This is a genomic window from Streptomyces liliiviolaceus, assembly GCF_018070025.1.
Lineage (GTDB): Bacteria > Actinomycetota > Actinomycetes > Streptomycetales > Streptomycetaceae > Streptomyces > Streptomyces liliiviolaceus.
Genome location: NZ_JAGPYQ010000001.1, coordinates 2,165,569 through 2,186,656, shown reverse-complemented (window position 1 = coordinate 2,186,656; position 21,088 = coordinate 2,165,569). Strand labels below are relative to the sequence as shown.

At 70.7% G+C, this 21,088-nt stretch carries 22 protein-coding genes and 3 tRNA genes; 4 read left to right on the top strand and 21 right to left on the bottom strand.

The window, feature by feature from the left end:
- Positions 1 to 88: 88 nt before the first annotated feature.
- The 7 genes from J8N05_RS09665 to J8N05_RS09635 all read right to left on the bottom strand — a co-directional run bounded on the left by J8N05_RS09665 (position 89) and on the right by J8N05_RS09635 (position 3,832).
- Positions 89 to 1,576: a DHA2 family efflux MFS transporter permease subunit gene (locus tag J8N05_RS09665; protein WP_210882016.1), complete on the bottom strand. Its 1,488-nt coding sequence runs from the start codon at positions 1,574 to 1,576 to the stop codon at positions 89 to 91.
- Between the two features lie 130 nt (positions 1,577 to 1,706).
- Positions 1,707 to 2,276, bottom strand: coding sequence for a TetR/AcrR family transcriptional regulator (locus J8N05_RS09660; RefSeq protein ID WP_210882015.1), 570 nt, complete (start codon positions 2,274 to 2,276; stop codon positions 1,707 to 1,709).
- A gap of 123 nt (positions 2,277 to 2,399) precedes the next feature.
- Positions 2,400 to 2,828, bottom strand: coding sequence for a MaoC family dehydratase (locus tag J8N05_RS09655; RefSeq protein ID WP_210882014.1), 429 nt, complete (start codon positions 2,826 to 2,828; stop codon positions 2,400 to 2,402).
- Between the two features lie 4 nt (positions 2,829 to 2,832).
- Positions 2,833 to 3,285, bottom strand: a complete 453-nt coding sequence (locus tag J8N05_RS09650; RefSeq protein ID WP_210882013.1) for a MaoC family dehydratase N-terminal domain-containing protein — start codon at positions 3,283 to 3,285, stop codon at positions 2,833 to 2,835.
- A gap of 99 nt (positions 3,286 to 3,384) precedes the next feature.
- Positions 3,385 to 3,549, bottom strand: a complete 165-nt coding sequence (gene rpmG, locus J8N05_RS09645; RefSeq protein ID WP_007265873.1) for a 50S ribosomal protein L33 — start codon at positions 3,547 to 3,549, stop codon at positions 3,385 to 3,387.
- Positions 3,550 to 3,640: 91 nt separating this feature from the next.
- A tRNA-Met gene (locus J8N05_RS09640) sits at positions 3,641 to 3,713 on the bottom strand.
- Between the two features lie 46 nt (positions 3,714 to 3,759).
- Positions 3,760 to 3,832 (bottom strand) — tRNA-Thr (locus J8N05_RS09635).
- A 235-nt stretch (positions 3,833 to 4,067) separates the two neighbouring features.
- Here J8N05_RS09635 and J8N05_RS09630 point away from each other — a divergent pair.
- A complete protein-coding gene (locus J8N05_RS09630) occupies positions 4,068 to 5,348 on the top strand; it encodes an amidohydrolase family protein (protein WP_210882012.1) in 1,281 nt (426 codons plus the stop codon).
- A gap of 217 nt (positions 5,349 to 5,565) precedes the next feature.
- Here J8N05_RS09630 and J8N05_RS09625 read toward each other — a convergent pair whose 3' ends face one another.
- The gene (locus J8N05_RS09625; RefSeq protein ID WP_210882011.1) at positions 5,566 to 6,639 is read right to left on the bottom strand and encodes a hypothetical protein; all 1,074 of its coding nucleotides are present in this window, start codon (positions 6,637 to 6,639) and stop codon (positions 5,566 to 5,568) included.
- Positions 6,640 to 6,774: 135 nt separating this feature from the next.
- Between J8N05_RS09625 and J8N05_RS09620 the strand changes: the two genes are divergently transcribed.
- Positions 6,775 to 7,431 (top strand): NAD(P)H-binding protein, encoded by a 657-nt coding sequence (locus J8N05_RS09620; RefSeq protein WP_210882010.1) that lies wholly within the window; start codon positions 6,775 to 6,777, stop codon positions 7,429 to 7,431.
- Between the two features lie 87 nt (positions 7,432 to 7,518).
- Here the strand turns inward: J8N05_RS09620 and J8N05_RS09615 are convergent, their stop codons facing one another.
- On the bottom strand, positions 7,519 to 7,731 hold the full coding sequence (locus tag J8N05_RS09615) for a hypothetical protein (RefSeq protein ID WP_107020969.1): 213 nt from the start codon (positions 7,729 to 7,731) through the stop codon (positions 7,519 to 7,521).
- A 174-nt stretch (positions 7,732 to 7,905) separates the two neighbouring features.
- A tRNA-Tyr gene (locus J8N05_RS09610) sits at positions 7,906 to 7,987 on the bottom strand.
- A gap of 201 nt (positions 7,988 to 8,188) precedes the next feature.
- On the opposite strand from J8N05_RS09610, the gene J8N05_RS09605 reads away from it, so the two are divergent.
- The gene (locus tag J8N05_RS09605; protein WP_210882009.1) at positions 8,189 to 8,677 is read left to right on the top strand and encodes a YajQ family cyclic di-GMP-binding protein; all 489 of its coding nucleotides are present in this window, start codon (positions 8,189 to 8,191) and stop codon (positions 8,675 to 8,677) included.
- 103 nt (positions 8,678 to 8,780) lie between these two features.
- On the opposite strand, the gene J8N05_RS09600 is transcribed toward J8N05_RS09605, so the two are convergent.
- Positions 8,781 to 9,047 carry a GlsB/YeaQ/YmgE family stress response membrane protein gene (locus J8N05_RS09600; protein ID WP_210882008.1) on the bottom strand — a complete coding sequence of 89 codons (267 nt, stop codon included), beginning with the start codon at positions 9,045 to 9,047 and terminating at the stop codon, positions 8,781 to 8,783.
- Positions 9,048 to 9,227: 180 nt separating this feature from the next.
- On the opposite strand from J8N05_RS09600, the gene J8N05_RS09595 reads away from it, so the two are divergent.
- Entirely contained in the window at positions 9,228 to 10,571 is a 1,344-nt protein-coding gene (locus J8N05_RS09595) for an APC family permease (protein WP_210882007.1), read from the top strand.
- Positions 10,572 to 10,842: 271 nt separating this feature from the next.
- Here the strand turns inward: J8N05_RS09595 and J8N05_RS09590 are convergent, their stop codons facing one another.
- The 10 genes from J8N05_RS09590 to J8N05_RS09545 all read right to left on the bottom strand — a co-directional run bounded on the left by J8N05_RS09590 (position 10,843) and on the right by J8N05_RS09545 (position 21,088).
- Positions 10,843 to 11,409 carry an SMI1/KNR4 family protein gene (locus tag J8N05_RS09590; RefSeq protein ID WP_210882006.1) on the bottom strand — a complete coding sequence of 189 codons (567 nt, stop codon included), beginning with the start codon at positions 11,407 to 11,409 and terminating at the stop codon, positions 10,843 to 10,845.
- A gap of 67 nt (positions 11,410 to 11,476) precedes the next feature.
- The gene (locus tag J8N05_RS09585; RefSeq protein ID WP_210882005.1) at positions 11,477 to 12,616 is read right to left on the bottom strand and encodes a barstar family protein; all 1,140 of its coding nucleotides are present in this window, start codon (positions 12,614 to 12,616) and stop codon (positions 11,477 to 11,479) included.
- A gap of 13 nt (positions 12,617 to 12,629) precedes the next feature.
- Positions 12,630 to 13,028, bottom strand: a complete 399-nt coding sequence (locus J8N05_RS09580; RefSeq protein ID WP_210882004.1) for a YccF domain-containing protein — start codon at positions 13,026 to 13,028, stop codon at positions 12,630 to 12,632.
- The gene (htpX, locus tag J8N05_RS09575) at positions 13,025 to 13,888 is read right to left on the bottom strand and encodes a zinc metalloprotease HtpX (protein WP_210882003.1); all 864 of its coding nucleotides are present in this window, start codon (positions 13,886 to 13,888) and stop codon (positions 13,025 to 13,027) included. The genes J8N05_RS09580 and htpX overlap by 4 nt, the downstream gene beginning before the upstream one ends.
- A 274-nt stretch (positions 13,889 to 14,162) precedes the next feature.
- Positions 14,163 to 15,728 carry an NADH-quinone oxidoreductase subunit N gene (locus J8N05_RS09570; protein WP_210882002.1) on the bottom strand — a complete coding sequence of 522 codons (1,566 nt, stop codon included), beginning with the start codon at positions 15,726 to 15,728 and terminating at the stop codon, positions 14,163 to 14,165.
- Positions 15,725 to 17,329: an NADH-quinone oxidoreductase subunit M gene (locus J8N05_RS09565; protein WP_210882001.1), complete on the bottom strand. Its 1,605-nt coding sequence runs from the start codon at positions 17,327 to 17,329 to the stop codon at positions 15,725 to 15,727. The genes J8N05_RS09570 and J8N05_RS09565 overlap by 4 nt, the downstream gene beginning before the upstream one ends.
- A gap of 6 nt (positions 17,330 to 17,335) precedes the next feature.
- Positions 17,336 to 19,330, bottom strand: a complete 1,995-nt coding sequence (locus J8N05_RS09560; RefSeq protein WP_210882000.1) for an NADH-quinone oxidoreductase subunit 5 family protein — start codon at positions 19,328 to 19,330, stop codon at positions 17,336 to 17,338.
- Positions 19,327 to 19,731, bottom strand: a complete 405-nt coding sequence (gene nuoK, locus J8N05_RS09555) for an NADH-quinone oxidoreductase subunit NuoK (RefSeq protein ID WP_210881999.1) — start codon at positions 19,729 to 19,731, stop codon at positions 19,327 to 19,329. Before nuoK ends, J8N05_RS09560 begins: the two co-directional genes overlap by 4 nt.
- Positions 19,731 to 20,429 (bottom strand): NADH-quinone oxidoreductase subunit J family protein, encoded by a 699-nt coding sequence (locus tag J8N05_RS09550; RefSeq protein ID WP_247706216.1) that lies wholly within the window; start codon positions 20,427 to 20,429, stop codon positions 19,731 to 19,733. Before J8N05_RS09550 ends, nuoK begins: the two co-directional genes overlap by 1 nt.
- Positions 20,426 to 21,088: a NuoI/complex I 23 kDa subunit family protein gene (locus J8N05_RS09545; RefSeq protein WP_210881998.1), complete on the bottom strand. Its 663-nt coding sequence runs from the start codon at positions 21,086 to 21,088 to the stop codon at positions 20,426 to 20,428. The genes J8N05_RS09550 and J8N05_RS09545 overlap by 4 nt, the downstream gene beginning before the upstream one ends.

The following is a 21,088-nucleotide window of genomic DNA, read 5'->3' as shown; positions in this document are numbered from 1 at the left end:
GCCGGTGGGGCGGGAGCCGGGGCGCAGCCCCGCTCCCGAGGGGCGCGGGGAACTGCGCGACCCGCCCCCACCGGCCTGCGGACTCAACTCAACGCGACGCAGTCTCCGGCACAGGCACAGGCACAGGCACGGCCGCCTCCGTGACCTCCTGAGCCCCGGCCGCAGGCCCGGTCGCAGGCCGCCGGCGCGGGATGTACAGCGCCCCGACCCCCGCCAGGGCCACCGCCGCCGAGCCCACCCACAGCGCGGGCCGGATCCCGTCCACGAAGGTCCGCGCGCTCTCGTAGCCGCCCTGCGCTGAGAAGATCGAGGCCATCACCGCGATACCGAGCGCCCCGCCGACCTCGCGCAGCGCGTTGTTGGCGCCGGACGCGATCCCCTGCTCCTGCGCCCGGACGCTGGACATGACCAGGCTGGAGGCGGGGGCGAAGAAGAGCGACATCCCGATGCCGCTGATGATCAGCGCGGGCAGCTGCGCGGCGTACGACGTGTCCGCCTCGACCACGGCGGCGAACCACCCGAGCCCGACGGCCTGGAGGAACAGACCCGCCGCGACGACCGGACGGCCACCGACACGGTCCGACAGATAGCCGGCGAGCGGCGCGACGAGCATCGGCATACCGGTCCACGGCAGCATGCGCAGCCCCGCCTCGGTGGGCGAGTAGCCGAGCACGCCCTGCATGTACTGGCTGAGCAGGAAGATCGAGCCGAACATCCCGAGGAACATCAGCAGACTCGCCGCGTTGATCCCGGCGAAGGCGCGACTGCGGAAGAGGCGCATCGGCAGCATCGGGTTCTCGGCCCGCATGCCGTGGAAGACGAAGCCGGTGAGCAGGGCCGTACCCGCGAAGAGGGCGAGCAGCACGACACCGTCGCTCCAGCCGACGACAGGCGCGCGGACCAGCCCGTAGACGATGCCGAAGAGGCCGCCGCTGGCGAGCAGGGTGCCGCGGATGTCGAGCGGGGCGCCGGAGCCGAACGACTCCGTCAGGCGCAGCCGGACGAGCGGCAGCAGGGCGAGGCCCAGCGGAACGTTCAGCCAGAAGATCCACTGCCAGGACAGGTGTTCGGTGAGGCTGCCTCCGATGAGCGGCCCCGAGGCGACCGCGAGACCGTTGACGGCGCCCCATATCCCGTACGCCATCCCGCGTTTGGCGGCCGGGACGGCGGCCGTCAGCAGGGTCAGGGTCAGCGGCATCATGATGGCCGCGCCGACGCCCTGGACCGCGCGGGCGGCGATCAGCGAGTCGATGCCGGGCGCCATGGCCGCCGCGGCGGACGCGCCGGTGAAGACGGTGATGCCGACGAGGAAGAGCCGGCGGCGGCCGAACCGGTCGCCGAGGGCCGCGCCGAACATCAGCAGCACGGCGAAGGTGAGCGTGTACGCGCTCACGGTCCATTCCAGATCGTCGAGCGCTCCCCCGAAGTCCTCGCGGATCGAGGGCAGAGCGGTGGTGACGACGAGGTTGTCGAGGGCCGCCATGAATCCGGCGACGCTGGTGATGACGAGGGCCCAGACGGCTCCCCCGCGACGTTCGGTCGGTTGTGGCGTCTGTTCGGGCGTCTGCTGTGACATCGCTCCCCCAGCGGGTGATCGCCAGTTTCGGTTAGTTATTGCTGACTAACTTTTTAGGTCATGAAAAGGCGCCGATTTCCGCCGCCTTCGCTCCGGTGTTCCGTTGCGCGTCCTGCTCCGTCGTGCCGCTTCAGTGTTCGAGCCGGCCCTTGACCCGGGCCGACGGGTAGAGCCCTTCCCACACCCGGTGCTCGGCCGGGAAGCCCATGGCCACCAGGCAGTTGATGAGCATCCCGTAGGCCAGGAAGTCGGTCGTCTCGTCGATGTCGGCGCCGAGCGGCAGATGGACGGTCTCCCACAGCCGCATCCAGCCGGCCCGCACCGCCTCGCCGAGCTCGTGATCCCCGGCCTGCTCGGCCGCCGCCACCGCGACGTACATCTGCATCTGCATGAGCAGCCGCTCCGGCTCCTCGGCGATGACCCTCGTGTACGCGTCCGCCATGGAGTGCAGGGCCTCTTCGCCGTGCAGCCCCTCGGAGGCCGCCTCGAACGCGCGAACGGTGTCCTCCAGACAGCGTTCGGCGGCCGCGAGGAAGATCGCCTTCTTGCCGGAGAAGAGCCGGAAGAGGTACGGCTGCGAGACCCCCACGCGCTTGGCGATCGCCTCGGTGGACGTGCCGTAGTAGCCGCCCCGGGCGAACTCGCTCATCGCCGCGCGAATGACGCTCTCACGCCGTTCCTCTGCGCTCATCCTGACCATACGACGAAGTTAGTACTCAATCACTAACCAAGTCAAGAGGGTGCTCCGGAGAGACCGGGGAGAGGGTACGAGTAAGGGGCGCCCGCAATGGCGGGCGCCCCTTACTCGTACCCCTGCGGTCCGTCAGGCCAGCCGGACGACGGCCCGGGACATGCCCAGCACCTTCTGGCCCGCGCTCATCGCCACGAGGTCGACGCGGACGGTGTTGTCGTCGAGCTTGACGGCGACCTTGCCGCTGACCTCGATCGTGGCGCCCTCGTCGTCGTTCGGGACGACGACGGGCTTGGTGAAGCGGACGCCGTACTCGACGACCGCGCCCGGGTCGCCGGTCCAGTCGGTGACGACCCGGATCGCCTCGGCCATGGTGAACATGCCGTGCGCGATGACGTCCGGGAGGCCCACCTCCTTGGCGAACTTCTCGTTCCAGTGGATCGGGTTGAAGTCCCCCGAGGCACCCGCGTACTGCACGAGCGTGGCGCGGGTCACTCCGAAGGTCTGGGCCGGCAGCTCGGTGCCGACCTCGACGTCGAGGTACGCGATCTTCGCGGTCATCGGTTCACGCCTCCTCGGCCGCACGGGACACGAGCTTGGTCCAGGCGGTCACCACGTGCTCACCGGCCTCGTCGCGGACCTCGCCGCGGATGTCCAGGATGTCGTTGCCCGCCATCGACTTGATCGCCTCGATGGTGGACGTGACCGTCAGCCGGTCCCCCGCGCGCACCGGGCGCCGGTGGACGAACTTCTGGTCGCCGTGCACGACCCGGCTGTAGTCGAGACCCAGTTGCGGGTCCTGGACGACCTGTCCCGCGGCCTTGAAAGTGATCGCGAACACGAAAGTCGGCGGCGCGATCACATCGGGGTGGCCGAGGGCCTTGGCCGCGTCCGGGTCCGTGTACGCGGGATTGGGATCTCCCACCGCTTCCGCGAATTCACGGATCTTCTCCCGGCCGACCTCGTACGGGTCGGTGGGCGGGTAGGACCGCCCTACGAAGGACTGGTCGAGCGCCATCGGCTCGGCACCTCCTGGTTCGCACTGGTTCGCAGCTGGTGTTCAACGACGCGAGGCCGCCCCCCGATTACAGGGGACGGCCTCGTGAACGAGCCTTTTTTATCGCGTTTCGCGGTGCGCGGTGTGCGAGTTGCAACGCGGGCAGTGCTTCTTCATCTCCATGCGATCCGGGTTGTTACGCCGGTTCTTCTTGGTGATGTAGTTCCGCTCCTTGCACTCCACGCAGGCCAGCGTGATCTTCGGGCGGACGTCGGTGGCAGCCACGTGAGTGCTCCTTGACGGACGGATGGGACATGGATTAACGCATAGAAGAGTAACCGATCGAAGGACCGACCCCGCAATCGGCTACCGTCAGTAGCGGTGACCGGACTTGAACCGGTGACACAGCGATTATGAGCCGCTTGCTCTACCGACTGAGCTACACCGCTTTGATGTGATCAGTTCCCGTCTTTCGACGGGAACTTCCCACACCAGAGCCCCAATACGGAATCGAACCGTAGACCTTCTCCTTACCATGGAGACGCTCTACCGACTGAGCTATTGGGGCGAGCGATGAAGACATTACACGCTCGGCAGCCGATCGCCCAAATCCGTTTCGAGGCACCTGCCCCGGCCCGTTCCCGGGTCCTCACCGGCTGTTCCACCCGCCTCCGCGGCCCGACGGACCACACCGGTACGACTATTCCGCTCCTCCTCGATGTGCGCCGATCGTCACCCTAGGCTCGACTCACGCTGCGTGATCTTGTGCCCCTCCCGCGCAGCCGCCGAGCCCCGGGAGCGCGATGCCAGACAGCCAGCCGCAGCCGCACCACTCCTCGTCGAGCTCCTCGTCCTCGTCGGGCTCCTCGGGCGCCTCCGGTCCGTCCGGCCGGGACAACGGGTCCGACCTGCTGCTCTGCGGTGCGCGGCTCACCGACGGCAGGCTCGTGGACGTACGGCTGGCCGGCGGACGCATCGAGGCGGTCGGCACGGCGGGCAGTCTCACCGCGCACACCGCGCGCGTGGACCTCACCGGCCATCTGCTCCTGCCGGCCCCGGCCGAGCCCCACGCCCACGGCGACACGGCCCTGTCGGCCGACGGCGAGGGCCCGGTCTCGTACGAGGGCCGGGAGGTCCAGCGCCGGACGACCGAGGCCGCTCTCCTGCAGCTCGGGCACGGGGCGACCGCCGTCCGCTCGCACGTGCGCGTGGGCGACGTTCAGGGGCTGGGCTCGATGGCGGCGGTGCTCCAGGCGCGGCGCGCGCTGCGCGGGCTGGTCGAGCTGACGGTCGTGGCGATGCCCCGGGTACTCACCGGACTCGCCGGGGCCGACGGGCTGGCGATGCTTCGGGACGCGGTGAAGATGGGCGCCTCCGTAGTGGGCGGTTGTCCGGATCTGGACCCGGATCCGACGGGATACGTGGAGGCGGTCCTGGAGGTGGCCTCGGAACAGGGCTGCCCGGTCGATCTGCATACGGACGGTGACGATCCGGCCCGGCTCGCGCGCCTCGCGGCGATGGCGGGCGGGTTGCGGCCCGGGGTGACGCTCGGCCCCTGCGGAGGGCTGAGCCGGCTGCCCTCGGAGGTGGCCTCGCGATCGGCCGACCAGCTCGCCGCGGCCGGCGTGACCGTCGTCTGCCTGCCCCAGGGCGGCTGTTCGGGCGTGGACCGCCGCGACACGGCTCCGGTACGGCTGCTGAGGGCGGCCGGGGTACGGGTCGCGGCCGGGAGCGGCGCTCTGCGGGACCTGTCGAACCCCGTGGGCCGCGGGGACCCCATGGAGGCGGCGTATCTGCTGGCCTCGCGGTACGGGCTGCGGTCCACCGACGCGTACGACGCGGTGAGTTCGTCGGCGCGGGCGGTGCTGGGGCTGCCCGAGGTGCGCGTGGAGGCCGGCTTCCCGGCGGAGCTGCTCGCGGTGCGCGGGGACCGGCTCGACGCCGCCCTGTCGCTGGCGTACAGCCGGATCGTGGTGCACCGGGGGCGCGTGGTGGCGCGGACGAGCGCGGTGCGGGAGTACTGCAACTCGGCGGCGGCCGTGGCGATGGACCTGCCGCGTCAGGGACGTACGGGGCAGGCGTGAGCCGTGAGCTGTGAGCCGTGGGTTGCGGGTGGCCGATCGTGGCCGCGGGCCGCGGGTCGCCGGTCGCGGTGAGATGCGCGGCACGCGCGCGTGGAGGCCGTCGACCTCTCTACGCGCGCGTGCGTTCGTCTGCCGTCTGTGCGGTGTGTCCGTGCGTGCGTGTGTGCTGTGTGGTGAACACGCCTGCCGACGAATGCGGTTGCCGGCGAACTGAGGGTCAGAAGCCGCCCAGCAGACCGCTGGTGAACGGGTTGCCCGGGCCGCCGAACCCTCCCGCGGGCAGCTTCGTGGCGCCGGACGGGGCACTGATGTCCCCGGCCTCGCCGAACTTGAGGACGAGCGGGACCTTCGCGCCCTTCGGGTCGTCCGCCAAGGTGGCGAGGTCGATGGAGACGCGGGTCAGATCGCCGTTCTTCAGTGAGAAGTCGACGGCCACCTTCTTGTCCGGGGCATCCTTCAGGTCCTTGTCGGTGGGCAGTTCGGCGCCCGCCGGGAGTTCGCCCGCCAGCGGCCGCAGCTTGTCGATGATGCCGGTGAGCAGGTCGCGGAACGAGGCCTTGGCGACGACCCGTTCGACGCCGTCGCTGCCTCCCTTGTCGCTGAAGGTGACCTCGCGGGCGACGACCGAGCGCACGGCCTTCAGGATCTTCTGCTGGGTCTTGCTGTCGATCTCGTCGGCCGGGTCGGCCTCGCCACCCTTGCCGTTGCCGTCCTCGCCGGTGGCGTCCTTCGCGGCGCGTTCGAGTTCGCGGTTGTCGATCTTGACCCACTTGCCCTCAAGGACCGGCCTGAGCTCCTTCTCGCTCTCGGGGAGCTCGTCGGCGGTCGGCAGGGGGAAGCCCATCGCCTCGCCGAACGCCTTCATGTCGGCGCGGTAGTACGTGTAGTCGCCGACGAGGCGGTACTCGGCGAGGACGCCGTCGGGCCCGGAGACCGACATGGCCGTACCGACGAGATCCTTCTCACCCGACTCGGCGAGCGGCTTGCGCGACTCGACGGACACCTTGACCCGTACTCCGGCGAACAGTTTCGCGAGTTCCGGCGGCATCTCCTCGCCGGGCTCCTCCTCCCCGGCCAGCTTCACGAGTGCCGAGGGCTTGGCGTCGAGCCCCAACTCGAAGGCGAGCGACTTCTTTTCGCCGAGCCCCTCGACGGCCCGGTCCACCTTCTGGCCGGCGGTGAGGTTCTCCACCGTGCCGCAGGCGGCCACTGCGGAGAGCAGGGCGGTGGTGCAGCCGACCGCGGTGAGGGTCCTGCGTATGACAGGGCTCTTGCGGGTGGCGGGGCTCATGCGTGTGGCGGTGATGACGGTCTCCTTATGACGCCTGACGGCGTTCCCCTCGTACAACGTGATCTCTCAAGAGACTCACGAGTTATCCACAGGGTTGTGCGGCGAGTGTCTCCATCCGGGCGTACGGTCGGAAACATGCGCATTGTTATCGCTGGAGGTCATGGTCAGATCGCGTTGCGGCTTGAGCGGCTGCTCGCCGCGCGCGGTGACGAGGTCGCGGGGATCATCCGCCGGGCCGAGCAGGGCGACGATCTGCGGGCGGCCGGCGCCGAGCCGGTGCTGTGCGATCTGGAGTCGGCTTCGGAGGAGGAGGTCTCCGCGCATCTGCGGGGCGCGGACGCCGCGATCTTCGCGGCGGGCGCGGGCCCGGACAGCGGGGCGGCCCGCAAGGAGACCGTGGACCGGGGAGCCGCGGTGCTCTTCGCGGACGCGGCGGCCCGGGCGGGGGTACGACGCCATGTGGTCGTGTCCTCCATGGGCGCGGATCCGGAGCACCCCGGGGACGAGGTCTTCGACGCGTACCAGCGTGCCAAGGGCGAGGCCGACGCGTACGTACGCGCCCACCGCGGCCTGGACTGGACGATCCTGCGCCCCGGCATGCTGACGAACGACGCGGGCAAGGGCCTCGTCCGTCTGGAGGCCGCCACGGGCCGCGGACCGGTCCCGCGCGACGACGTCGCCGCGGTCCTCGCGGAACTGGTGGACACCCCGGCGACCGCGGGCCTGACCCTGGAGCTGATCAGCGGTTCCACACCGGTGTCGGTGGCGGTCAAGTCGGTGGCGGGCAACTGACGGGCAGGTGGGCGGGAGGGCGCCGGTGAAGGCCGGCCCCGAGAGTCAAGGCCGTCCGGAAGCCGTCGGCCCGCAAGGCCGCGGGCGTCAGAAGAGCGGAAGCTGGCCGGGGAAGTCCGCGACGACGTACCCGTCCAGCGCCGGCTGAGAGGCCCCGAGCTCCGCCTGCCTGCGCGACCCCGGGCAGGACACGAGTTCCCCGCTCCCCCGCGCCCCCGCCGGGTCGTGCCGGGCGAACCGCCCGGCGACGACGGCGATCTCGCGACGGCACTCGGGGCAGATCCGGCGACGTGAGGACATGGGGTCAGGGTACGGAGAGAACGCGGGGCGCGGCTGCGGGGCGCTCCGCGCTCCCGTGGTCCGGGACCCTGTGACGGCCGCGCCACCGGCCACCGGGCCCGGAGCCGCCCGAACACGAAGAAACCCTCTCTGAAATGCGTACTCGCATTTCAGAGAGGGTTTCTTCTCTCAGCGTGGCGGCGCCAGGATTCGAACCTGGGAAGGCTGAGCCGGCAGATTTACAGTCTGCTCCCTTTGGCCGCTCGGGCACACCGCCGGGGTTGCTGCCGTTCGAACCGTCTTTCGGCGGCGCTCCGTGGCAACGACGTAAACGATACCCGATGCCCGGGGGTGCTTCGCCACTCGATTGATCGGTGCTCGGAGGGGAGGGGGTGGCTAGGCTTATGCGGATGCGGCCCGGGACCGAAGCGGGTTCGGCGGCCGCCACTACGCACCCCGATACAAGGAGCCACAGGACATGGCCGACTCCAGTTTCGACATCGTCTCGAAGGTCGAGCGGCAGGAGGTCGACAACGCCCTCAACCAGGCCGGCAAGGAGATCTCGCAGCGCTACGACTTCAAGAACGTGGGCGCCTCCATCTCCTGGTCCGGCGAGAAGATCCTCATGGAGGCGAACTCCGAGGAGCGGGTGAAGGCCATCCTCGACGTGTTCGAGACCAAGCTGGTCAAGCGCGGTATCTCGCTGAAGGCGCTGGACGCCGGTGAGCCGCAGCTCTCCGGCAAGGAGTACAAGATCTTCGCCTCGATCGAGGAAGGCATCTCCCAGGACAACGCGAAGAAGGTCGCGAAGATCATTCGCGACGAGGGCCCGAAGGGCGTGAAGGCTCAGGTGCAGGGCGACGAGCTGCGGGTCAGCTCGAAGAGCCGTGACGACCTGCAGGCCGTGCAGGCCCTGCTCAAGGGCAAGGACTTCGACTTCGCGCTGCAGTTCGTCAACTACCGGTGACGTGCCGGTCGTTCCACGGACGCCGGCCGCGCGTACGAGAAAGGGTGGGCACCTCGGGTGCCCACCCTTCTCGCCTGCCGGCTGCGGCCTCGGGGGCGCGCACTCAGTCGCGCGAGTTGCCGAACAGGATGCGGTAGCCGATCAGCAGAACCAGCGCGCCGCCGATCGCGGCGGCCCAGGTGGCTCCGTCGTAGAAGTCCTTGGAGATCGGGTGGTCCAGCCAGCGGGCGGATATCCACCCGCCGATGAAGGCGCCCGCGACGCCGATCAGTGTCGTGCCGATGAAGCCGCCGGGGTCGCGTCCCGGCAGCAGGAATTTGGCGATGGCTCCGGCCAGCAGCCCCAGAATGATCCAGCTGATGATGCCCATGCCGTGAACCTGCCCCTTCGTGCTGTACCTGTGCTGTGATCTTGCTCGCACAAGGCTGTGGTCATACCGCTCTCGGCTGTTTCTTGCCGTTCTGCGTTTCGCTCTTCTGTTCGTTCCTTGTTGCTGAGGAGGACGTCTGCGCGACGGTGGCCGGTTGCACTGATCAGTAGGGTGCGGTTCATGACACAGTCCGAGCCGGCCCGTCCGGGTTCGTCCGAATCCGGGTCCGCGTCCGCGTCCGGGTCCGCGTCCACGTCCGGTGCTGGATCCGGGGCTGGATCCGCGAACGGCGCGGCGGAGTTGCGGCGGACGCTCGGCGTCGGGGACGCCGTGGTCATCGGCCTCGGCTCGATGGTCGGTGCGGGGATCTTCGCCGCGCTGGGGCCCGCGGCACGGGCCGCGGGATCCGGGCTGCTCCTCGCGCTGGGCGTCGCCGCCGTCGTCGCCTACTGCAACGCGACCGCTTCGGCACGCCTCGCCGCCCGATATCCCGCGTCGGGCGGAACGTACGTGTACGGCCGCGAGCGGCTCGGCGAGTTCTGGGGATATCTGGCGGGCTGGTCGTTCGTCGTGGGCAAGACCTCCTCGTGCGCGGCGATGGCGCTCACCGTGGGCACGTACGTGTGGCCGGGACAGGCGCACGCGGTGGCCGTCGGGGCGGTGGTGGCCCTGACCGCGGTGAACTACGGCGGTGTGCAGAAATCCGCGTGGCTGACGCGGGTGATCGTCGCGGTCGTCCTCGCGGTCCTCGCTTCCGTCGTGGTCGTCTGTCTGACCTCGGGGGACTCCGATGCCGGGCGGCTCGGCGCGGGCGTCTCCGGGGGTGCCTCCGGAGTGCTCCAGGCGGCCGGACTGCTGTTCTTCGCCTTCGCCGGGTACGCGCGGATCGCGACCCTCGGCGAGGAGGTACGGGATCCGGCGCGCACCATTCCGCGCGCGATCCCGCTCGCTCTGGGTATCGCACTGGTCGTGTACGCGGCCGTGGCGGTGGCTGTCCTCTCCGTGCTGGGGCCGACGGGGCTCGGGCAGGCGACGGCGCCGCTCGCCGACGCGGTGCGCGCCGCCGGGGCACCGGGGCTCGTCCCGGTCGTACGGGTGGGTGCCGCGGTGGCGGCGCTCGGCTCCCTTCTCGCACTGATCCTGGGGGTGTCGCGGACGACGCTGGCCATGGCCCGCGACCGGCATCTGCCGAGTGGGCTGGCCGCCGTGCATCCGCGCTTCCGGGTGCCCCATCGGGCGGAGCTCGCCGTCGGGGCGGTGGTCGCGGTGCTGGCCGCGACGGTGGATGTGCGGGGTGCGATCGGCTTCTCCTCCTTCGGGGTGCTGGTGTACTACGCGATCGCCAACGCCTCGGCGTGGACGCTGGGTTCGGCGGCCGTGTCGCGGGTCCTGCCCGCGGTGGGTCTCGCGGGGTGCCTGACGCTGGCTTTCGCCCTGCCGCGGATGTCCGTGGCGGTGGGGGTGGGTGTGCTGGCGGTGGGAGCGGGTGTGTACGGGGTGCGGTGGCGGTTTCGCGCGCGTTGATCGCCTGCGCTTGTGCCTGCGGCTGGCTTCGTTGGTGTGGGGTGCCGGGGGCTGGGGGGGGCGTGGGTGCGTGCGGGTAGGTGGGGGCTGGGTGCGCAGTTCCCCGCGCCCCTTGACGGAGCTTGGGCCGGTGGCCATCGTGCGGGTTGTCGTGGGTTGCTCGCGCCGTTCCCCGCGCCCCCTGCTAGGGCTGGGGCCGGTGGCCATCGTGCGGGTTGTCGTGGGTCGTTCGCGCCGTTCCTCGCGCGCCCCTTGACGGGGCGGGCGGGTGTTACGACGTTCGGGTCGGTTCCGTGCGGGTGCGGAAGTCGGTCCAGGGGGGCAGGTCCGTGTCGTCGTTCAGTTCGTCGTACCAGCCGGTGCCTTGGAGCCAGGTGTCGAGCCAGGCCGTGAGGGTGGGCGCGTCCACGTACCAGGCGTGGTCGGCGTCGTCGGCGTTCGGCTCGAACAGGAGCACCGGGGCGTCCGGCGTACGGCAGTCCACGCACGCGTACATTCCGCAGCCCCAGTGGGATATCGGCAGGATGCCTTCCGGCCAGGGCCAGTCGGGGTCCTGGCGGCCGCTCTCGCGGTGGGCGAGGTACTGCGCGACGACCGCCGGTTCTCCCGAGGGCGGGCTGTCGAGCAGGGGCAGCAGACCGTGCTCCGGGCCGAACCCTCCGTCCCCTATCCGCAGATAGAGCGCGGCGAGCAGCGGTGGGACGGAGAAGCCGAGGGCGGACTCGGCGCGGGCGAGCGTGGCGGCGTCCACGGGGTCGGGGAGCGAAGGCCAGCCCCACGGCCGCGAGTTGTGTGCCTCGGCGAGGACACGTACCAGCAACTGCTCGATCTCGGTCATGCATTCATGATGCAGCGCGCCTCTGACAATCGGGCGGGCCTGTGGATAACCCTCGGACGAGCGGCTCTCAGTCGAGACGGACGTCGATGCCCTCGTCCACGAGGAACGCGAGGAGTTCCTCGAACGTCCACGGGCGGTGGTCGGTGCGCGGGACAAGGCCCAGGCAGCGGCGGGCGACCTCCGCGTCGTGCCAGACCAGGGTGAAGGGCCGTCGGGTGCCCCAGCGGCCGCGGAGGCAGTCGTCGAGGGCGTCCAGGCCCCGGCCGAAGTAGCCGCCCGGTCCGTTGACCGCCTCGCCGAGCGCGCAGAAGAAGCCCGGTTCGTCGATGATGTGGCGGCCGTCGAGGTGATGGGTACGGCCCGGTTCCGCGTCGGGCTTGCATGCGTCGTGGCGGGCCAGCGCCGTGGTCAGCCAGTGCCGGCGGCCTTCCGCGCCGCACCGGGCCCAGAGGCCGGGCTCGGTGGGCCGGCCGGTGTCCCACAGTTCCCAGACCTCCTCGGCCGCGGTCGGCGGCCGGTCCGACCAGGGTTCCAGCGTCAGGTCCACCAGGCCGGGGCCGCGCGCCGAGGGGATCCAGGCGACGAGTTCGCCCTCGACGGCCGACTGAATGGGGCGGCCCGCCGTGTCGACGCGTGTCAGCTTGGCGTGTCCGAGGTCCTCCTCGCCCGCGTCCAGGGCCGTGCGGAGGGCTCCGCGCGGGGAGCAGCCGAGCAGTCGCACGGGTGGTTCGACGAGGTCCGGCCGGCTGTGCGTGACGTGCGCCAGGTCCCGGCAGCCGCCCCAGGGGTCGTCCTGCGCGCCCAGCAGCCGGTAGCCCGGGGAGAGCGGCGGGCACTGGGGATAGTCGAAGGGGTTGTGCGGGGACTCGCGCGCTCTCACGGTGATGTCGCGCAGCGCCAGGTCGCGCGCGCACGGGCGGTCACCGAGGACGCGTACGTCCTCCAGGGACCACGCTTCGACCCGCTCGCCGTCCTTGTCGAGGATCTCCAGGACGAGGGTGCCCAGAGGCGCCGATCCGTCGGCACGCGCGCGCAGGAGGGCTTTGCCCAGCTCTCCCTCGGGGACGCAGCCGAGCAGTTCGTACGTGCCGCGCGCGGGAGCCGGCGGATCGCAGAAGAGGTTCTCGGCGTCCGCGCACAGCGCCCAGACCTCGTCGTCCTCGGCGTCGGCGTCGTACGCCGTCAGGGCGTACTTCGGCCTCCGCACCCCTGGCGCCGCCCTATCGGACCGACGACGTGAACGGCTGGTCCGTACGCACGATCTCGCGTCCCAGGGGGAACAGCGAGACCGGGATCAGCTTGAAGTTGGCGATGCCCAGGGGGATGCCGATGATCGTGACGCACTGGATGAGGCCCGTGACGATGTGGGCGAGGGCCAGCCACCAGCCGGCGAGGATCAGCCAGAGGATGTTGACGATGAAGGACGGCGCCCCCGCGTCACGGCGCTCGACCGTCGTCCGGCCGAACGGCCACAGCGCGTAGGTGCCGATGCGGAAAGCGGCGACGCCGAACGGGATCCCGATGATCGTGATGCACAGCAGCACGCCCGCGAGCAGGTAGCCGAGGAACAGCCAGAAGCCGCTCAGGACGAGCCAGATGATGTTGAGGATTGTCTTCACTGCTGGCGACCTGCCATCTGTTCGAGCCGGGCGATGCGCTCCGCCATGGGCGGGTGCGTTGAGAACATTTTGGAGAGTCCCCGGCCCGGACGGAAGGGGTTGGCGATCATCATGTGGCTCGCGGTCTCGATGCGCGGCTCCGGAGGCAGCGGCAGTTGCTTCGTGCCCGCCTCCAGCTTGCGCAGGGCGCTCGCGAGGGCCAGCGGGTCGCCGGTGAGCTGCGCGCCGGACGCGTCCGCCTCGTACTCCCTGGAGCGGCTGATGGCGAGCTGGATGACGGACGCGGCGAGCGGGCCGAGGATCATGATCATCAGCATGCCGAGGAGGCCGGGGCCGTCGTCGTCGTTGGAGCGTCCGATCGGGATCAGCCAGGCGAAGTTGACCAGGAACATGATCACGGAGGCCAGGGCGCCGGCGACGGACGAGATGAGGATGTCGCGGTTGTAGACGTGGCTCAGTTCGTGGCCGATGACGCCGCGCAGCTCCCGCTCGTTCAGGATGCGCAGGATGCCCTCGGTGCAGCACACCGCGGCGTTGCGGGGGTTGCGGCCCGTCGCGAACGCGTTCGGTGCTTCCGTCGGGGAGATGTACAGGCGGGGCATGGGCTGGCGGGCCTGTGTGGAGAGCTCGCGGACCATTCTGTAGAGCGCCGGGGCCTCGAATTCGCTCACCGGGCGCGCGCGCATCGCGCGTAGAGCCAGTTTGTCGCTGTTCCAGTACGCGTATGCGTTCGTGCCGATCGCGATGACCAGTGCGACGACGAGACCCGTACGCCCGAAGAAACTGCCGATGACGATGATGAGTGCGGACAGTCCCCCGAGGAGTACGGCGGTCCTGAGCCCGTTGTGCCGGCGGTGCACGGTACGCCCTCCAAATCGTGCGGCAGGGGAACCCTTGCTTGTCGATCTCTGACGTCACTGGTTCCGTGACTCCACGGTCCAGTGGACCCTCCCTCACTGGTCAACGCCAGGCGGGGAGCTCTAGTTCCCTTGTGCGCACGGGCTCGCGCGTCGGCTGTCCGGGTGATGGACGCACAGCCCCGCACGCGTGTCTGTGCGGGGCTGGCGGCCTTCACGCGCGCGTGAGGGCCGCGGGGACGGGGTCAGAAAAGACCGGTGCCAGAAGAGACCGGTGTCAGAAGAGACCGGTGTCCGAGAAGCGCAGGATGAGCTGAGGCGCCCCGGAGAGCGCGACACCGAGGACGGCGGTCAGGGCGATCGCCGCGGTGAGGGGGGCCGGGACGCGGTGCGACTCGGGTTCGCCCTCGGGTGCGCGGAACAGCAGGGTCGTCCACTGGAGGTAGTAGAAGAGCGCGATCACGACGTTGACGGCCATGACCACGGCGAGCCAGCCGAGTCCCGCCTCGACGGCCGCCGAGAAGACGGTGACCTTCGCGAAGAGACCGATGATGCCCGGCGGCAGACCGGCCAGGCAGAGCAGGAAGAAGCCGAGGACGAGCGCGGCGAGGGGGCGGGAGGCGTACAGGCCGCGGTAGTCGCTGATCCGGTTCAGCGGCTTCGTACGGGCCACCAGGGCGGCCACCGCGAACGCTCCGAGGTTCACGGCGGCGTACATGAGGGCGTACGCGACGGTGGAGCCGATGGCCTTCTGGGCGTCATCGGAGTACGCGGCGGCGGCGATCGGCACCAGGAGGTAGCCGGCCTGTCCCACGGAGGACCAGGCGAGAAGCCGTACCGCGCTGTACGCGCGCGTGGCCACTTGCCGCAGGGCGCCGACGTTGCCGATCGTCATGGTGAGGGCGGCCAGGGCGGCGAGTGCCGGGCCCCAGACGTCCGCGTACGACGGCAGGGCGATCACGGTGACGAGGATCAGGCCGGAGAAGCCGACCGCCTTGCCGACGACCGACAGGTAGGCGGCGACCGGGAGAGGGGCTCCTACGTAGGTGTCGGGCACCCAGAAGTGGAAGGGCACGGCGGCCGTCTTGAAGGCGAAGCCGACGAGGGTCAGGACGACGCCCGCCTGGGCGAGCGTGTGCAGTTGCGGGTCGACTTCCTCGATCCTGGTGGCGATCTCCGTGAGGTACAGGGTGCCGGTCGACGCGTAGACGAAGCTGACGCCCATGAGGCTCACGGCGGTCGCGGTGACCGAGGACAGGAAGAACTTGAGGGCCGCTTCGGAGGACTTCCGGTCGCCGTGCTTGATGCCGACGAGGGCGAAGGCGGGCAGGGAGGCGACCTCCAGGGCGACGATCAGCGTGGCCAGATCGCGCGAGGCGGGCAGCAGGGCTGCGCCGGCGGCCGAGGAGAGCAGCAGGAACCAGAACTCCCCTTCGGGGAAGGCCTTGTCGGCGTCTCCACCGGCGTCAGCGCCTCCACCGGCGTCCTTGCCCGCGTCCTTCAGGGTGGTCATCGACAGGAGTGCCGCGAGGAGCGCGCCGCCGAGGACGAGGAACTGGACGACCAGCGTGAACCGGTCTGCCGTGTAGCTGCACACGTCCGCGTCGCCCGTCAGGCAGAACGTGGAACGGTCGCCGTCCAGGAGGGGCAGCAGAGCCAGCGCGGCGAGGGCGAGCCCCGCGACGGAGACCCAGCCGAGCAGGGCCTTCTTTCTGCCGTCCACGAAGAGGTCGGCCACGAGCACCGCGAGTGCGACGACCGCCGCGATGGTGGGCGGGGCGATCGCGAGCCAGTCGACGGACTGCACCAGGGACGCTGCCTGGTCCTGAGCCTGGGGGCTCATCGGGTGCCTCCTGAGAGGAGCTGCTGCACGGCCGGGTCGGTCAGGCCGAGGAGTGCCTTGGGCCAGAGCCCGGCGACGACGGTGAGGACGACGAGCGGGGTCCAGGCGGCGAACTCGTACGTCCGGACGTCGGGGAGCTTCGGGCTCCCCTGCTCCGAGTACCCGGAGTGCTCCGAGTGCTGCGAGGTGTCGCCCATGCAGACCCGGCGGACCACGACGAGCATGTACGCGGCCGTGAGCAGGGTGCCGAACGCGGCGATCGCCATGAACGTCAGGAACGCGGGCCTGCTGAGACCGTCCGCCGGGTCGAACGCGCCGAACAGCGCGAGCATCTCGCCCCAGAACCCGGCGAGGCCCGGCAGTCCGAGCGAGGCGACGGCGGCGAAGGCGAGCAGCCCGCCGAGGCGCGGGGCCCTGCCGTAGAGCGCGGCCCCGGTCGTCCGCGCCAGGGTGTCGAGGTCGGTCGTGCCCGTGCGGTCCTTGAGCGCGCCGACGAGGAAGAAGAGCAGGCCGGTGATGAGGCCGTGGGCGATGTTCGCGAACAGCGCGCCGTTCACGCCGGTCGGGGTCATCGACGCGATGCCGAGGAGCACGAAGCCCATGTGGCCGACCGAGGAGTACGCGATGAGGCGTTTGAGGTCGCCCTTCGCGCCCTGCTTGGCGAGCGCCAGGCAGGCCAGCGAACCGTAGACGATCCCGACGACCGCGAAGGCCGCGAGATACGGGGCGAAGGTGCTCATGCCGTCCGGCGTGATCGGCAGCAGGATCCGGACGAACCCGTACGTGCCCATCTTCAGCAGGACTCCGGCCAGCAGGACCGAGCCGACGGTCGGGGCGGCGGTGTGCGCGTCCGGCAGCCAGCTGTGGAGCGGCCACATCGGCGTCTTGACCGCGAGCCCGATCCCGACCGCCAGAACGGCGATGACCTGCACCGATGTGGTCAGCGCGGGGTGATTGTCAGTGGCGAGTGCCACCATGTCGAAAGTGCCCGCCTTGATTCCGATCAGGAGCAGGCCCAGCAGCATGATCACGGAACCGAGCAGTGTGTAGAGGATGAACTTCCAGGCGGCGGCCTGCCGTTGCTCACCGCCCCAGCGGGCGATGAGGAAGTACATCGGGATGAGCACCATCTCGAACGCGAGGAAGAACAGCAGCAGGTCGAGGACGGCGAAGGTCGCGAGGGTGCCGGACTCCAGCACGAGGACGAGCGCCACGAATGCCTTCGGGGACGGGCCCGACGGCATTTTGAAGTAGGAGTACAGCGCGCACAGGAAGGTCAGCAGCGCGGTCAGCACGAGGAGGGGGAGGGAGATGCCGTCGATGCCGAGGTGGATCCGCACGTCGAGTGCGGGGATCCAGCTGATGTCCGTCGTGGCCTGCATCTTCGACGGATGGTCGTGGTCGAAGCCGAGCGTGAGGACGATCGCGGCGATGAGTACGGCGCCGGTGACGGTCGTGCCGTGCCGCAGCACGGCCTGCTCGGGCGACTTCCCCTTCAGCCCGGGCGGGGCCGGCAGGAGAGCTGCGGCGGCCCCGATGAGCGGAGCGACGACGATGAACGCCAGAAGAAACTGCATCACGGACTCGTTGATATCGATCACGCCTGCTCACGCTCCCGCGGTGGCGACGAGGAGGGCGGCGACCACCAGGACGACGGTGCCGGCGAGCAGCGCGCTCACATAGGTCTGCAGATTGCCGGTCTGGGCGCGCCGGACGGCGGCGCCGAGCCAGCGGGGCAGGGCGCCCGCGCCGCGCACGTAGGTGTCGACGACCTCGCGGTCGAGGAACCGGACGAGTGCGGCCGCGGCCTGGACCGGGCGGACGAAGAGCGCCGCGTACACCGCGTCGAGGTGGAAGCCGACGGCCGCGTGGCGGTGCAGCGGGCCGAGCAGCAGGCGGCCGGGGTCCGACGGGTCGGGTGCGGAGGCCACGTCGCCGTACGCGGGTTCGTGGCTGGCGATGGCCTCGGCCTCGACCAGGCCGCCGTCGGCGTCCGGGTGGGCGGCGACCGCGCCCAGCGGGACACGGCCGGCCATGGCGGTGGTGTGCCGCCACGCGCCGTACGTGACGATGCCGCCGACCAGGGCGACACCCGTGCCGAGGACGGCGGTGGTGAGGGTCGGGGTGAGGTCCCGGCCGTCGAACCAGTCGGGGAGCACGCCGGTGGCGAGTCCGAAAGCCAGTGACGGGAGGGCGAGCAGCCACAGCACGGAGTTCATGGCGACGGGCTGCTTGCCGTGGTCGGGGGCCTCGGTGCCGTGGCCGTGGAAGGCGAGCAGCCACAGGCGCATCGCGTAGGCGGCGGTGAGCAGGGCCGTCACCAGGGCGGAGACGAGGACGATCCAGCCTGCGGCTCCGGGGACGCTCTCGGCGTGGCCGACGGCGGCGTGCTCGGCGGCTCCGAGGACGGACTCCTTGGAGAAGAAGCCGCTGAAGGGCGGGATCGCGGCGAGCGCGAGGAGCGCCACGCTCATCGTCCAGTAGGCGTCGGGGACGCGGGCGCGCAGGTCCTTCATCCGGGACATGGCGGCCAGCGAGTTGGTGCCGGCGGCGTGGATGATCACGCCGGCCGCGAGGAACAGCAGCGCCTTGAAGGCGCCGTGGGCGAGGAGGTGGAAGACGGCGGCACCGCGGTCGCCGACGGCGAGGGCGCCGGTCATGTAGCCGAGCTGGCCGATCGTCGAGTAGGCGAGGACCCGCTTGATGTCGTCCTGGGCGAGCGCGGCGAGGGCCGAGCCGGCCATCGTCACGGCGGCCATCACGGCGAGGACGACCAGTGCGGCCGCGGAGGCGGCGAAGACCGGGAGGAGCCGGGCGATGAAGTAGACACCGGCGGCGACCATCGTCGCGGCGTGGATCAGCGCGGAGACGGGCGTGGGGCCCGCCATCGCGTCGGGGAGCCAGGTGTGGAGCGGGAACTGCGCCGACTTGCCCGCCACTCCGGCGAGGAGCAGCAGGGCGATCAGCGTGGGGTGGTCGAGTCCGCCGCTCGCGACGTTGCCGAGGATCTTCGTGATGCGGAACGAACCGGTGTCGGCGGCGAGCGCGAACAGGCCGATCAGGAAGGGGACGTCCCCGAGCTTGGTGACGAGGAAGGCCTTGATGGAGGCGGCGCGTGCCTCCGGGGTCTCCCAGTAGTGGCCGACGAGGAAGTACGAGCAGATGCCCATGATCTCCCAGCCGACCAGCAGCACCATCAGGTCGCCGGAGTAGACGACGAGCAGCATGGCGGAGGTGAAGAGGGAGACGAGAGCGGCGTACGAGGAGTAGCGCGGGTCGTGGCGCAGGTAGCCCGTGGAGTAGATCTGCACGCAGGTCGCGACCAGGCCGACGAGGATCGCGACGAGGGCGGCGAAGCCGTCGATGTGCAGGGCGAGTTCGACGGGGACCGAGCCGGTGGGGGTGAGCTCGGTCGCCGCGTCCACGGCCTGTCCGCCGCCCTGGCGCACGGCGACGACCGCGGCGAGTGCGAGGGCGGCGACGGAGGTCAGGACGGCGAGGGGGCGGGCGAAGCCGGGGGCCGTGCGGCCCAGGAGCAGGCCGGCCACGGCGCCCAGGAACGGGAGGAGGGGGACGAGGACGGCGAGGGTGGTCGTGGTCACGCGGTGGCCTCAGCCTTCTCGGCCGGTTCGCTCCGGGCGGACTCGGAGTGGTCGGAGTCGTCGTCGGGGTCGTCGTCATCGCCGGGCTCGGCGGTGTCGCGGAGCCTGTCGATGTCCGCGGTGCCGCGGTTGCGGTGGACGGCGAGGACGATCGCGAGGCCGATGCCGATCTCGGCGGCGGCGATGGCGATGGTGAACAGGGTCAGGGCCTGGCCGGAGTGCAGTGTGTCCCGGGCGGTCTTGCTGAGCCAGACGTCGAAGGCGACGAGGTTGAGGTTGACGGCGTTGAGCATCAGCTCGACGGACATCAGGACCAGGATCGCGTTGCGGCGGGCGAGGACTCCGTAGAGGCCGGTGCAGAAGAGGAGGGCGGAGAGTACGGCCGGGTAGGCGAGGTGCATCAGCGGGCGCCTTCCTTGTCGCTGTCGCTCCGGGTGGCGGCGCTCCGGGTGGCGCCGGTTCGCGGGCTCGCAGGACGCGGGGGGCTCGCGGCGGTCGCTCCCCGGGCCGTCTCCTGCGCCTTCGCCTTCGCCTTGCGGGAGAGGACGATCGCGCCGACCAGTGCGGCGAGCAGCAGGACCGAGAGGGCCTCGAAGGGGAGCACCCAGCTCTGGAAGATGCTCGCGCCGGTGACCGCGGTGGAGCCGGCGGCGGCGCCGTCCAGGTCGATCCAGGTCGTCCGGAAGGCGTCGACGACCACCCAGACGAGGGCGGCGGCCGCGGCGAGCGCGACGGCGAGGGCGGCCCAGCGGTTGCCGGAGTCGGCGTCCGGGGAGCGGCCGATGGGCGCCCTGGTGAGCATCAGACCGAAGAGGAGGAGGACGACGACGGAACCGACGTAGATGAGGACCTGCACCCAGGCGATGAACTCGGCCGTGAGGAGGAGGTATTCGACGGCGAGGCCGCCGAGGGCGACGACCAGCCACAGGGCGGCGTGCACCAGTTGCTTCGTGGTGACCGTGACCACGGCGGCGCCGAAGGTGACCAGGCCGACGAGGAGGAAGGCGATCTCGACGCCGGTCGGGGAGAGGAAGCCGTGCGCCTCGGCGGCGGTGGTCGTGGCCCGTGCCGCCGAGACGGTGGCCGCGGCGGGAGTCACGATGCGCCTCCCTGCGGCGGGTCGGTGGGGTCGGTGGGCTCGGCCTGCGGCTGTGCCTGGGGCGTTTCCTGGGGCGCTGCCTCGGCCTGGGCTGCTGCCTCGGCCTGCGCCTGCGCCTGGGCCTCGGCCTGCGCCTGGGCCGTGGCGAGTTTCTCGGCGGTCTTGCGGGCGGCGGCGATCTCCTTGGGTTCCTCGGCGCCGGGGTCGAGGGCCGGCGGGGCCGGGACGGTCCACATCCAGTCGCGGAGCTTGTCGCGTTCGTGGGTGAGTTCGTGGATGTCGGTCTCGGCGTACTCGAACTCGGGGGACCAGAAGAGGGCGTCGAACGGGCAGACCTCGATGCAGATACCGCAGTACATGCAGAGGGAGAAGTCGATGGCGAAGCGGTCGAGGACGTTGCGGCTGCGCTCGCGGCCACCGGGGGCGGCGGCCGGGACCGTCTCCTTGTGGGAGTCGATGTAGATGCACCAGTCCGGGCACTCGCGGGCGCACAGCATGCAGACCGTGCAGTTCTCCTCGAAGAGCCCGATGACTCCGCGGGTGCGGGGCGGGAGTTCGGGCTGGGCGTCGGGGTACTGCGCGGTGACGGTCTTCTTCGTCATCGTGCGCAGGGTGACGGCCAGGCCCTTGGCCAGGCCGGAGCCGGGAAAGGGGGACAT